Below are 13540 nucleotides of genomic sequence, written 5' to 3'. Positions count from 1 at the left end.
GTCGGGCATATTTGATTGTAAGCAATAACAATAAAGGCTTAAGAATGGGTGTGGATTTTAGCGGTGTAGTTGCCAATGACGTTGCGCTAATAGGCGTGCCCTTTGATGCGTATTCTTCGCAATTAAAAGGCGCGGCGCTTGCGCCTAAGCTTATTCGAGATACCATTTTTGGTGGCTTTGCTAATGCCACAACGGAATTAGGTGTGGATTTAAAAGCGCATCCGCACATCAAAAATCTAGGCGATATAGTGTGGTGCCAAGACGACGATGCTTTTCCTGCCATTCAAAAGGCCATAGCGGCAATATCTATTAAGGGAGCTAAACCCCTGGTGCTTGGTGGCGATCATTCCATCACCTATCCGATCATCAAATCTTTAGCAAAAGACCATGACAAGATCACAATTTTACACTTTGATGCGCATCCTGACTTGTATGATAATTTTGCAGGCAACCCTCATTCGCATGCATCGCCCTTTGCTCGAATCATGGAAAATGGCTTGGCCTCTCGTTTGGTGCAGGTAGGTATCCGTACTTTAAACAAACATCAGCGTGAACAAGCCGAGCGCTTTAATGTTGAAATCCATGAAATGAGGCATTGGCAAGGGCCTGAACAAGTTAAGCTCACTGGCCCAGTGTATATCTCGATAGATATCGATGCGCTCGACCCCGCATATGCACCAGGCGTGTCTCATCAAGAGCCAGGTGGTTTGAGCGTTAGGCAAATGCTTGCGGTAATCCAAAGTATTGAGGCACCAATTATCGGCGCAGATATAGTGGAATATAACCCCGTTAGGGATGTTAACAATATCACTGCGATGGTGGCTATGAAGCTATATAAAGAAGTATGCGGGAAGATGTTAACGAACTAGCATAAGATCCCTATTGTGAGCGAAAAACCCACGTAGAGTGATGTTGTCACTGTAGTTTGGCGTGATTTTAGTTTTAATTATAGTCACGAACTTCTCATCAATGAGTACCTTTTTACCAGGTTTACTGCAATCTTTGACGATTGAAAATGCTTAACAAAGACCAATAACGATAAGGTGAACGCTCACCTTGCCGCCATTCTTAGACTGATATAGATTTAATTTTGTGTTGCAGGAATAGTGATGTAATAACCGCGGTAATCTTGGGTTTGTATATTTACAACTGACTCAGTCTTACCTGGGTAAACAATAATCGAAGATGTACCGTTCGCAAATTCCCTGGTTTGGCTTCCTGTTGGTGTTCCATGGTCTTGTAAAAAACGTCCACCGCCATCAATTGTGAAATAGCCTCGGTCATTCATACTTACCACTCTGTTGCCGTCTTTATCTTGAGCTTCAGCCAATAGCGTTAGAGAGCCATCACTGTTGGCTGAAGTGCTAAGGACAATATCTACCATTCGTCCGATTCGATTTGTGTTGTAAGTAAGGTCGTAGCTATGTTCGGCTACTAGCTGACCCAAAGTATCAAAACCATCCACAGAAAGCGTGTTAGCACCCTCAGCAAACACCAGATCCCAAGTTAGGCCAGAAGCTGGATACTGAGTGATGTCCCTTTGTTTGGTTTCTAAGGCTTCGCCATTTAATGATAATTGTGCACTATGGGTATTACAGAAAACCGATATAGTTTTCGTTTCTCCCTTATTGCCAACCCTGTAGTTCCACTGAGGACTCTCAATCCAGCACGCAGGCTCTTTTTTCCAGTAACTGGCAAAAACATGGTAAACGTCTTTTTTAATACCATCGCGCTGCACAAGGCCTTTCATATTAACAAAGGGAAGTGGGTTCTCGGGGCGAATGGGCGTGCCAAAATCTTTGAACGCCCATTGTGCGCTGCCGGCAAAATTGGGGTCGGTTTCGGATATACGTAAATACCAATCAAACAAATCAATCATGTAGCTCATATCCCAAACCTTAGATTTCGCCACCGAAATTACACCGGTTTGGTTAACCGCTTCCTCTACCGTACCCAAATTTTCAGGATCTGAGGTACCGAAACGTCCAAAAGGTTGGTCTAAAAAACGACCAACATGAGAGCTGCCCCCATATTCCATGTGCAGTAAGTAGGGATGCTGAGCACGCGCAATCTCAATAGCTTCTTGATATTGCACATAACCACCACCGTACCATCCTGCCCAAATTGAGGGGGAGTAAACGTCGACAATATCAGCGCCTTCAGGAAATTTACGTATGGTGGTTAAACGCCCAGGGTCAATCTCCTTGGCAATATTGTGCAACAGTTGCAACTCATCAGCTACGCGTGCTTTGTCGCCCCCGCCTATAACATCAGGTAGCCAATACATCTCGTTTCCTAGTGACCATAAGATCACGCTGGCGCGATTGTAGTTTTGCTCAATCATTCGACGGGTCATGTGCTGGGTATTTTTGCGCCACTGCTCGCCACCAATGCCGCCACGATTCCATGGCACTTCGTCGTATAAAATAATGCCGAGTCGGTCTGCCGTATCATAGATCACTGGGTCATGGGAATAGTGACCCAAACGTACAAAATTTGCGCCTAATTCTTTAATCGCTGTCAAATCAGCAATACGTTGTTCGTCGGTCATTGCAGAGCCATAACCAGCATGACCTTCATGCAAATGTGTGCCTCTGAGTAGTAGGCGCTCGCCGTTAAAATAAAATGGGCCATTGGCTTTAAATTCAAACCAACGCAAACCAAAGTTATCTTCGAAAGTGTCAATAACCCGGCCAGAGGCGTCTAACATTTCGGTCTTTAGCGTATATAGCTGAGGCGTATCGGGTGACCATAGTGAAGGATTATCTATAGTAAAGCTTTGTCCATCGGTGTTAACAACCACTTCACCGTTAGGGGCTGTGATGCTCGTACGAAAACCAGCCGCAGTAAAATCTCCGACAAAGTCGGTGATATTCTCTAAGGTCACGCTTGCACTTTGTTTTGAAACTTCTGGAGTACTGATACGTACTTGCTTGAGGCGTTGTTGTGGTGTGCTCATCAACCATACATCGCGTGTTAATCCGCCGTATTGGAAAAAATCGGCTTTTTGTGAGGGCACTAAATCTTTATCTACGCCGTTATCTACGCGTACTAAAATTTCATTTTTTCCGGATTGAAGAAACTCGCTTACCTCAACATCAAAGCTTATGTAGCCGCCAATGTGCTCACCAGCGCGCTCACCGTTTACATAAACGCTTGCTTTCATTTGGGCTGCTTCGAAGTGTAAAAAGTATCGTTTGTCTGGTGAAGGGCTGAGTGAAATTGCTTTGCGATACCATGAGCCATCGCGACGATAGCCAGTTATGACATCGGTGGTGTCGTTGGCATTCCAGGTATGGGGAAGGTCTACAGCTTGCCAATCGTTCATTGCTCGAGCATCTGTTATAACTGTTGTGGCATTCTCAAGATACAGCCAATTTTCAGAAATTTTCTGACGCTCGTTATTGATTATAACCATCGTCAAGTCGCTAGTAAGGCTGTTTACCGTATCAGCCGACTCAGGCGTCTGCACTTTGTCACAAGCCATCAAACCAAACAGCAGGCTAGCACCTAATGCCGTCATTAAAATATTTGTTACCTTCATATTGTGTCCAAATTAAGTGCTATGAAAAATCCTTCGCGCAATATTTTGCCAAGGCTTGGCTGATCTAAAAAGCGCATCATGTTCAAATTTTGTTAAACAATATACCATCTTTTTTGGTAAGGCCACATTACCACCACTCCAAATAACTTAGCAAGAAATACTCGCTAGATTGCATATATTAACGATGTTAAACAAGTTGAAGCATATGAAAACGCTTAATGCAGGTGATGTTTTGAGGCAATACATGTGCGTAGAAAGCATCTTCATAATATTAGGGCTTGCTTTAAGCTTGGGTGCAGCTGCTTAGCGAAGCCAACAATGCATCAAATAATCCAGTGCCCGATGACTGTTACATTCCAGATTATTCTTACGCAGGATACAAAAAATGCGGAAATGCAGCTCCCCCAACCTAGCGGCAAAGTATTTAACGTGCTCGATTATGGAGCGATTGCAAATGATTACCTAGACGATACACATTCAGTAATTCTTGCTTTCGGGCTCTTTAGATGGAGAAGAACTTAACATGATAGGCGTGCATAGCAATCGAGAGTTTGAGATTCAATATGGCGTCAATACATACTATCGCGACATTTCCAAAACACCAGTGATCAGCTCTTTGTATGATTACCAGATTATGCAAAGATTAAAACAGAAAAAAGTTTATACCTATTGTAAACTGAGAGCCAAGAGATTACTTGTTAAAGTGTTTTGCTGCGTTTTCGGTCGCAGATTCTAAGTGTCTTTTCATTGCTTGTCTCGCCGCCTCTGCATCGCGCGCTGCTAAGGCGTCATAAATTGCTTGGTGTTCACTTATGGAAGGATGGATCCCTTCTTTGCGAATACGAGCTAAAAAAGCCGTGCTTAACATTGATTCGTTTCTGAGCTTCCACAACCAGCTAACCACTGATTCAATAGCGCTATTTTGCGAAGATTGTGCAATAATTTCGTGAAAACGTTGGTCTGCTTTTTCGGAAGAGTCTTCTCGTTTTTCCTCTTCTTTCATCTCTCTTAAGGTCTGTTTAAGCTGGACTAATTCTTCCTCGCTGATGCGCTCTGCGGCTAAAGCGCAAGCCTCAGCTTCTATAATTTGACGTATTTCTAAGATCTCAAAAGGACCAATGCCTGAATCATCCTTGAGTAAAGTGCTCATCGATTTGACTTTGCGTGCATATATGCCAGAGCCCGAGCGAATTTCAATCACGCCAGTCATCTCTAACGCAATCATCGCTTCTCTTACAGTGGGTCTGCTGACGCCGAGTTGATCGGCCAATTCACGCTCTGACGGAAACCTTTCGCCTGGTTTGATAACATCTGTTTCAATGAGTTTGCGTAATTGTTCTGCAACTTTCATATACAGACGATCGTTTTTAACCACTTCTAGTTGCAAGGACTTCATGAACTCTTCTCTTGAGGGATAGTTGTGTAGATTACACCAAATAATAAGTTCGTTACCCATTATTCGGCAGTTATTCTATGTCCGAGACTGTCAAACTACAAATTTTTAGTACACAACACTGGCAACCTACACAGATTTAGAGAAGTCTTTAGCGTTTTAGGTGGTGCTAAATAGTTTAGCGAACCTGCATAAATGCGCCCACCGCGTGAATCACACCACGCAACTCTGCTAAGCCTTTAAGCCGTCCTGTATAACCATATCCTGGCTTCACATTTTTGTCATTTAACTCATCGTCAAGCAAGTGTCCATGATCAGGGCGCATTGGTATGCGGATAAGATTTTCGCTACCTTGCTCTGTTTCACGGCGCTTTTCCTCTGACAGTATGGCTTGCACTAAGCCCACCATATCATTATCACCGTCTAGATGGTCTGACTCGTAAAACGAACCGTCAGATTCACGAATTACGTTACGCAAATGCACGAAGTATACTCGAGAACCAAACTCGTTAACCATGCCTACTAGGTCGTTATCGCCGCGCGCGCCATACGAGCCGGCGCACATCGTCAAGCCATTTGCCGGCGATGGACAAGCCGCTAGTAATTTACGCGCATCTTCTGCTGTAGAAACCACTCTTGGTAGTCCAAATAATGAAAAAGGTGGATCATCCGGGTGAATACACATTCTTGCGCCGGCTTTTTCAGCATGCGGGATCACTTCGTTTAAGAAAGCAAATAAATTGTCTCGGAAGCCTTCAGTGCCTAAGGCAATAAATTCTTCTATTGCGCTTCGAATGGAATCGCGGGTATATGAACCTTCACCGCCCGGTAAGCCCGCAATGATGTTCTTTTCTAATGCATTTTTAGCCTCATCGCTCATTGCCGCAAACGAGCGCTCAGCTTTTTCAATCACTTCTTTGGAATAGGATGTTTTAGCGCCTTCTCGCTCTAGCATAAAGATATCGTAAGCAGCGAAATCAGTCATTTCAAAGCGCAATGCATGACTATTGTTAGGTAATTTGTACATAAGATTAGTGCGCGTCCAATCCACTACAGGCATGAAATTATAACAAATGGTGGGTACGCCGCATTCAGCGGCATTAACTACCGACTGTTTATAGTTTTCAATAAGTTGCTGATAGTTGCCGGTGCGAGTTTTAATATTATTATGCACGGGGATGCTCTCAATCACTTCCCAGGTTAAACCATGGGACTCGATTAATGCTTTACGCTCAAGAATTGCTTCTTTTGTCCAAAGATTCCCTGTGGGAACCTCATGTAAGGAGGTTACGATACCGCTTGCTCCAGCCTGCCTTATGCGTTGGAGGCTAATTGAATCACTTGGGCCAAACCAGCGCCATGTCTCTATCACGAATATTCCCCAAAATACGTTTAAATTAATAATCAATTAAATGGAGCAAGCGCCCCACTAATATTTTTACACATGCTAGGTATATTGCTCGATCGTTGGTAATGATGTCAAGTGGTCATGCCAAAATGACCGCGAGCGGCACTACGATCTGAGTGCAGGATGACAAGACTAATAAACATAGCGCTTTGTTTTTCATTCATAACAGCAACAGACCCTTGATGGTCAAAAAAATTATTGATCTTCATACACGCACGCTTATTTGTAAAACTGCATACATGTATGTTTCTTGTTAAATCTTATACTTGCAATTACGCAGAAAAACCGACAGTATACCTTATTAATTGGTAATGCCACATTACCAAATGGAGTGGCATATTTAACTAAAAACAATAAAATAAATAGGTCTATTCAGGCGCTTATATTGTCGAACCGAGCAGGCACTTAGCTATTCGGTAGCGGCGGACAGCTAGAATTGGCATCGGCGATTGGATTATCATTTCAAGGGCAATTTGCCTAGGCCAGTCAAGATATTGTGAAAGCGTTTATTTTCAATTAGACATTATTAAAAACAAGACTTATTGGTCTAGAGTGCAAGCGCGACTTGTGGATTTTGATTAGATGCTAATTCAGAGTTTATTATGAGCGGGAAAACAGGGCCTCGTTATTGTATTGATATAGATTAGAACAACACATTAAATCGAAATTTGGCACACGCTAAATAATTACAAAAGTCCTTTATGTGGCTTTTTCACAAAATAAATATCGGATATAGACTATGCAAATAAGACATTCAAGCAACCCAAAAGATGCCAAACACTATGATACTGAGCGCTTACGCAATGAGTATTTGATTGAGTCTTTAATGCAGCCTAATGAAGTAACTCTGGTGTATTCGCAAATAGACCGAGTGATTACTGGCACAGCCGTGCCGACAGCCCAAGCACTTACTTTGGCCGCAGGTGATGCTTTGCGTGCGAGTTCTTTTCTGCAACGACGCGAGTTAGGTATTATCAATTTGGGCGGAAATGGCACCGTGATAGTTGGGCAGCAGCGCTATAGCCTAGAGAAATTAGACTGCTTATATGTTGGTAGAGGCGAAGCCGATCCTATTTTTGAAAGCGATGCCGCTAATGACCCAGCATTGTTTTATTTTGTTTCAACCCCTGCACACAAAGAATATCCGACTACTAAAGCGACCCAAGCTGACGCCAACCCAATCCATTTGGGTAGCTTAGAAACCAGTAATGAGCGAACGATTTTTCAATATATTCATGAAAAAGGTGTAGCGAGCTGCCAATTAGTAATGGGACTTACTTTGCTCAAGACCGGCAGCGTGTGGAATACCTTTCCAGCGCATACTCATGACCGCCGAATGGAAGTGTATTTTTACTTCAATTTAGAAGAGCAAGACCGAGTTATGCATTTGATGGGCGAACCAAACGAAACCCGTCATATTGTCGTGAAAAACCATCAGGCGGTACTCTCTCCATCTTGGTCAATTCATAGTGGTGCCGGAACTCGTAACTATGGATTTATATGGGCAATGGCAGGTGAAAACCAAGCTTTTGATGACATGGATGCTATTGACTTAAACGACTTTAAATAGGGCGCGCTAATGTCAGCTGAATTATTTAATTTAAATGGAAAGGTCGCTCTAGTAACCGGTGGCTATAAAGGTTTAGGCCTTGCTATGGCAACAGGTCTTGGAAATGCGGGCGCAATTGTTATCTTAAATGGTCGCAATGAGCAATCCGTAAATGGCGCAGTATCGGAGCTCAAAGGACAGGGTATCAATGCACATTCGGCTATTTTTGATGTGACCGACTATGAAGCCCTAAACGGAAAAATTTCAGATTTAATTCAACAGCATGGCCAAATCGATATCTTAATTAATAATGCTGGCATCATTCAGCGTTCGCCCCTTGCGGATATGCCCGTGAGTGACTTCAGAAATATTGTAGAAACCGATTTGACCGCACCATTTGCGGTTGCTCAGGCCGTGGTGGCTGATATGCGAAAGCGCGGTAGCGGAAAAATCATTAATATTTGTTCGATGATGAGCGAATTAGGCCGTGACGGTGTTGGCGCTTATGCCGCCGCAAAAGGCGGTTTGAAAATGTTGACACGCAATATGGCGACAGAGTGGGCGCGCGATGGTATTCAAGTTAATGCGATTGGCCCTGGCTATTTTGCCACTGATATTACCGCCCCAATTCGTGTTGATGGTCATCCTTTTAATGAATTCATTATTAACCGGACGCCAAGCGGCAGATGGGGTGACCCTAGTGAGTTACAAGGTGCAGCAGTATTTTTGTCAGCTAAGGCATCTGACTTTGTAAATGGGCAAGTGCTATATGTTGATGGAGGTATACTCGCCACTATAGGAAAACCGGCTAATGAAATCTAAATCTATTGTTTGTGTATCACTCTTCGTTGCCCTTTCAAGTTTAATGGCTTGCAGTCAACCTGCGCCAGTGGCAAAGACATTTACTGTCTCAAATTCTCATACCCAAGCCTTTACTGACGTGCCCTTGGTATTAAGTCGCCAACAAGTTGAAAATAAACTAGGTAAGCTTAACGACAATGAGCATCTGAGTTTGTTGGCAAATTCTGTTCTTTTGAGCAGTCAACTAGATGACCTTGATCAAGATGGGAGCTGGGATGAACTGGCTTTTTTAATCAACATCGATGCAGCGTCGCAGCAGGTGGTTGAACTTAGGGTCTCAGAAAACGCAAAGCCTGTGAGCAAAGAAGCGTTTAGAACCAATATCCAAATTGGAAAATTTACTAATGAAGATAAAAATGCGATAGAGGAGCTCACTTCGCTCCAACGTTTTTCACAAGGCTTAGAAGAAGGATCTTCACGTCAGTATCAAATGGAAGGGCCAGCGTGGGAAAACGATAATATCGGTTTCAGGCTATATTTTGACGAACGTAATGGCTTTGATATTTTTGGTAAAACAAGCACCGACATGGTGCTTGGTAGAGTCGGTATCAATCAAAACTATCACGAACGTCAAACATGGGGTATGGATATACTTAAAGTAGGTCGTTCATTAGGTTCAGGGGCTTTAGCCTTCTCTAGTCAAAACGGCGAAGCGCAAAGCTTAATTCGGCTATCTGGCGCCGAATCTACCGCAGTAAATATCATCTCTGAGGGACCGGTTCGCAGTATTTTCAGCCTTAACTATCAAAACCTTCCTGTCGCAGCGCAAAGCATTCAGTTAACACAGCGCTTAAGTATTTGGGCCGGACAGCATTATTACAGCGCACACATCACTATTGATCAGCCACTGCATGCAGATTTAGGGGTGGGAATTGTTAATTTTCATTCACTGGAAGCCAAGCAGTCATTAAGCGAAACCCATGCAATATTATCGACCTTTGGCGAGCAGGCTGAAGAGGCGACCTTATTGGGTATGGCAGTGGTTTCTGAACGCTCGCAACACACCGGCTTTGGAAGCGTGGGGGAGACGCCTGAAGGTATTGAGCATTCGTATTTTAGTTTGCACAATATGAGCTTAGCACAGGAGCTTTCATACGATTTCTATTCAGTGTGGCAAGTCGGTACACCCTCGATTAATAGCGCCGAAGATTTTCAAGAACTCATCGAACAAGACCAAAGCCGTAAATTAGCAATAACACTTGGTATGTGACAGGGCTCAGCACAATTAGCCATTTTAAAGGTAGTGAAAATATTATTATGACAAAGCCGCTTTATCTTAATCCAAATCGTTTGTTTCCTACTGATAGCAATGCAAGAGGAATATGTGAGCAGCTATACGCGAGCGTTAAATCACTGCCAATCATTAGTCCCCATGGACACACAGATCCAAGGTGGTTTGCAGATAATCAGGGCTTTGCAAATCCATCAGACTTGTTATTAACGCCTGATCACTATGTCTTACGCATGCTTTACAGCCAAGGTATTTCGATGCAAGCTCTTGGCGTTGCGCCGCGAGACGGCGGTGAGTATGAAAAAGACCCACGTAAAGTCTGGCGAACTTTCGCCAGTCATTATCACCTGTTTCGCGGTACGCCATCTCGTATGTGGCTAGACTATGTTTTTTGCGAGCTCTTTGGTATAGATGTGCGACTTGGCGCAGACAGCGCCGATCATTATTACGACATTATGTTCGAAGCTCTGCAAACCGAGGCTTTTCGGCCCAGAGCTTTATTTGATCGTAACAACATAGAAGTTATTTCAACGACTGAATCGCCTTTGGATGACTTGCGTCATCATCAAAAAATACTCAGCAGTGATTGGCAAGGTCGGGTGATTTCTGCCTTTAGACCCGATCCTGTAGTTGACCCAGAGTTTGAAGGCTTTAGCGCCAACATAGCCAAACTAGCCGAAATAACCCAGCTTGATTGCGCGAGTTTTTCAAGTTATCTAGAGGCGCTGAAACTTAGGCGTGCATTTTTTAAGTCCACGGGAGTGACTTCCACCGATCATGGACACCCAAGTGCTGCTACTGCCGATTTAGCTACTAGGGAGTGCGAGCGCTTATATCAAAAAGTACGAAGTGGAGAGTTTTCAGCTGCCGAGGCCGAACTCTTCAGGGCTCAAATGTTGACCGAGATGGCTAAAATGAGCTTAGAAGATGGTTTAGTTATGCAGATTCACCCGGGCTCTTATCGAAACCATAACCCAATGCTGTTTCAACAATTTGGGCGTGACAAAGGCGCCGATATTCCTTTGCAAACCGAATATGTTAAAGCATTAGCTCCCTTGCTCAATAAGTATGGTAATGAAGCAAAGCTCACCATTATCTTATTCACCCTGGATGAGACAGTTTACAGTCGCGAATTAGCACCGTTGGCTGGGCATTATCCAGCATTGAAATTAGGTCCAGCTTGGTGGTTCCATGACAGTCCAGAGGGCATGCGCCGATTTAGGGAGCAGGTTACTGAAACGGCAGGGTTTTATAATACCGTGGGCTTTAACGATGATACTCGCGCTTTTCTATCTATCCCCGCGCGTCACGATGTGGCACGGCGAATGGATTGTAATTTTCTGTCTCAATTGGTTGCCGAGCACCGTCTGGAAGAAGACGAGGCATTTGAGCTTGCTCATGACTTAAGCTATCGCTTAGCAAAAAAGGCATACAAGCTTTGAGTGGCGCAAAAGATACGCGTTTGAGCATGGCTTACGCGGCAAATAAGCCGCTAGCACTTAGCTTAGGTTGTTGTGATGACAATGATAGTAACAATAAGCGTTTAGGCATTGTGCATATTGGTATCGGGGCGTTTCATCGGGCTCATCAAGCATGGTATACACAAAATGCGATGCTCAAAAGTGGTGGTGATTGGCGTATCACCGGCGTTAGTTTGCGAAGTGAAACAGTGGCTCAGCAACTTAATCCGCAAGATGGCTTATATACGCTCGTTGAGCAAAATGCCGACTCAAGTTCACATACTCTTATCAGTGTTGTAGATAAAGTATTAGTCGCGCCCCAAGACCCACAGCGGGTTTTGCAGCAACTATGCGATAAATCTACGCGTATCGTGTCTCTCACGATTACCGAGAAGGGCTATTGCCATGACGGTGCATCGGGCGGTTTGAATCTTTCGCATCCTGATATTCAACACGATCTGCAAAACCTCGCCTCGCCTCGCAGCGCCTTGGGTTTTTTAGTTAGCGCAATGCAACAAAGAATTAGTGAGCGCCTAGCCCCATTTACTGTGATGAGTTGCGATAATCTGCCAAACAACGGGCAACTATTACGCCACTTGGTACTTGCTTTTGCTGAGCAAGTCAGCCCCACTTTGGCAACAAATATTCAACAGCAATATTCTTTTCCAAGCAGCATGGTCGATAGAATAGTGCCTGCTGTTACAGATGAAGTAGTGAGTGATTGGGCGAAGACACTTGGATATAGCGATCAAGCTTTAGTGCTTACTGAGTGTTTCAGTCAGTGGGTGATAGAAGATGATTTTGTAAATGGTCGCCCTGATTGGGAAGGCGTTGGTGCTCTATTGGTGAGCAATGTGCATGTATTTGAGACCATGAAGCTACGTTTGCTCAATGGTAGTCATTCCGCGATTGCTTACTTAGGCTATTTAGGTGGTTTAAAAACGGTCGCAGAGGTAATGCGACTGCCCAGCTACCAGATGTTCATTCGAGGCCTTATGCATGATGAGATTATCCCGAGTTTAGAGGTTCCTCCAGGTATGGATTTAACCGTATATTGCGAACAATTGATTGCACGTTTCTTGAATCCACATTTACATCACCAAACTTATCAAATAGCGATGGACGGTTCACAAAAATTACCACAACGATTACTTAATCCGCTGCGCTCACAGTTAGCAGGCGCAGGGGGGATTAATCGGATAGCGGTGATTATTGCTGCTTGGATTCAGTATACTTCAGGAGTTGGTTTAAACGGCGAACAGATTACCGTTAAAGACCCGCTGAGTACTGAATTAGCAGGCTTGGCAATCCAACATCAACATGACGTAGGTACATGGGTAAAAGAGGTGTTTCAACTACAAGCTGTTTTTGACGAGAGCTTGTCACAAAACATCCTCTGCATTGCTTTGGTAACACGTTACTTATCAGCATTACGTGAGATAAAGCAGCCCCTTGCACTCATTGAAACATTGGACGCTTAGGGCATTAACGCTGTTTAAGCCGCCTTCTAGCGGCACTTTTTGCAGTGTTGTCATTTCAGCACTCTGTCCTTTTTCACTGAGTTGTTCACATCAAAAGCCAGTTGAGATTAAGCTGGTCCATGGACTAAAAAAATATCTCACAAACTTTTACTAAAGCACTCATAAGCAATAGCCCAATGATTACCTTGTTAATCATCAATTTGATTTTGCTATGTATGGGTGTCTTTATGAATATGATGTCGGCGATATTGATATTTACGCCGATACTTTTACCTGTTGGTTTATGAGCGCGCGAGTCGCTTCTATATCTGAAATAATTTTGTGGTTGCCTCGTAACCAGAAATTGATTGACTAAATTATTCATAATGGATTTAAAAAAGAGCATGGTGGTAGGTGTTTGAAGACCCCTTTCATTTTTTCTTCTATTAATCATCCCTCGTCCAAGCATTTAATTTTATTTTTCAGTATATAATTTAAAATTATATTGGTTAACCAATTTTAAGTGCTTTTATATCATATAGATAAATTCCTAAACATTATAAATTATCAGAAAAAATCTTGATTGATTTTAGCCGTTATATAGGCAGTTTTAGTTTGAATTACATATTGGTAA

9 protein-coding genes and 1 pseudogene are annotated in these 13540 nt (G+C 43.4%); 7 read left to right on the top strand and 3 right to left on the bottom strand.

The genetic code is table 11. From position 1 onward, the window contains the following. Positions 1–44: 44 nt before the first annotated feature. Positions 45–869, top strand: coding sequence for an agmatinase (speB, locus tag AB9H30_RS10995; RefSeq protein ID WP_371194713.1), 825 nt, complete (start codon positions 45–47; stop codon positions 867–869). 215 nt (positions 870–1084) lie between these two features. Here speB and AB9H30_RS10990 read toward each other — a convergent pair whose 3' ends face one another. The 3 genes from AB9H30_RS10990 to uxuA form a co-directional block, all read right to left on the bottom strand. After that, entirely contained in the window at positions 1085–3544 is a 2460-nt protein-coding gene (locus AB9H30_RS10990; protein WP_371194712.1) for a glycoside hydrolase family 2 protein, read from the bottom strand. A gap of 691 nt (positions 3545–4235) precedes the next feature. Further along, entirely contained in the window at positions 4236–4940 is a 705-nt protein-coding gene (locus tag AB9H30_RS10985; protein ID WP_371194711.1) for a FadR/GntR family transcriptional regulator, read from the bottom strand. Positions 4941–5115: 175 nt separating this feature from the next. After that, entirely contained in the window at positions 5116–6309 is a 1194-nt protein-coding gene (gene uxuA / locus AB9H30_RS10980; protein ID WP_371194710.1) for a mannonate dehydratase, read from the bottom strand. A gap of 775 nt (positions 6310–7084) precedes the next feature. On the opposite strand from uxuA, the gene kduI reads away from it, so the two are divergent. From kduI to AB9H30_RS10950, 6 genes and pseudogenes are all read left to right on the top strand, one after another. Then, positions 7085–7915 (top strand): 5-dehydro-4-deoxy-D-glucuronate isomerase, encoded by an 831-nt coding sequence (kduI, locus tag AB9H30_RS10975; protein ID WP_371194709.1) that lies wholly within the window; start codon positions 7085–7087, stop codon positions 7913–7915. Positions 7916–7924: 9 nt separating this feature from the next. Next, the gene (locus AB9H30_RS10970; protein ID WP_371194708.1) at positions 7925–8716 is read left to right on the top strand and encodes a gluconate 5-dehydrogenase; all 792 of its coding nucleotides are present in this window, start codon (positions 7925–7927) and stop codon (positions 8714–8716) included. Beyond that, the gene (locus AB9H30_RS10965) at positions 8706–9965 is read left to right on the top strand and encodes a DUF4861 family protein (RefSeq protein WP_371194707.1); all 1260 of its coding nucleotides are present in this window, start codon (positions 8706–8708) and stop codon (positions 9963–9965) included. Before AB9H30_RS10970 ends, AB9H30_RS10965 begins: the two co-directional genes overlap by 11 nt. Positions 9966–10012: 47 nt before the next feature. After that, entirely contained in the window at positions 10013–11428 is a 1416-nt protein-coding gene (gene uxaC, locus AB9H30_RS10960) for a glucuronate isomerase (RefSeq protein ID WP_371194706.1), read from the top strand. Further along, positions 11425–12927, top strand: coding sequence for a mannitol dehydrogenase family protein (locus tag AB9H30_RS10955; protein WP_371194705.1), 1503 nt, complete (start codon positions 11425–11427; stop codon positions 12925–12927). Before uxaC ends, AB9H30_RS10955 begins: the two co-directional genes overlap by 4 nt. 134 nt (positions 12928–13061) lie before the next feature. Beyond that, positions 13062–13211, top strand: a pseudogene (locus AB9H30_RS10950) (TRAP transporter large permease subunit); the annotation flags it as partial. Positions 13212–13540 lie beyond the last annotated feature (329 nt).

It is taken from the genome of Glaciecola sp. SC05, from assembly GCF_041380235.1.
Classification (GTDB): Bacteria; Pseudomonadota; Gammaproteobacteria; order Enterobacterales; family Alteromonadaceae; genus Glaciecola.
The sequence above is the reverse complement of the archived record's forward strand: the minus strand, read 5'-3'. Positions and strand labels throughout refer to the sequence as shown.

Excerpts from the sequence above, each read along its gene's own strand:
- speB (WP_371194713.1), top strand. The coding sequence starts at position 45 with ATGGGTGTGGATTTTAGCGGTGTAGTTGCCAATGACGTTGCGCTAATA.
- AB9H30_RS10990 (WP_371194712.1), bottom strand. The coding sequence starts at position 3,544 with ATGAAGGTAACAAATATTTTAATGACGGCATTAGGTGCTAGCCTGCTG.
- AB9H30_RS10985 (WP_371194711.1), bottom strand. The coding sequence starts at position 4,940 with ATGAAGTCCTTGCAACTAGAAGTGGTTAAAAACGATCGTCTGTATATG.
- kduI (WP_371194709.1), top strand. The coding sequence starts at position 7,085 with ATGCAAATAAGACATTCAAGCAACCCAAAAGATGCCAAACACTATGAT.
- AB9H30_RS10970 (WP_371194708.1), top strand. The coding sequence starts at position 7,925 with ATGTCAGCTGAATTATTTAATTTAAATGGAAAGGTCGCTCTAGTAACC.
- AB9H30_RS10965 (WP_371194707.1), top strand. The coding sequence starts at position 8,706 with ATGAAATCTAAATCTATTGTTTGTGTATCACTCTTCGTTGCCCTTTCA.
- uxaC (WP_371194706.1), top strand. The coding sequence starts at position 10,013 with ATGACAAAGCCGCTTTATCTTAATCCAAATCGTTTGTTTCCTACTGAT.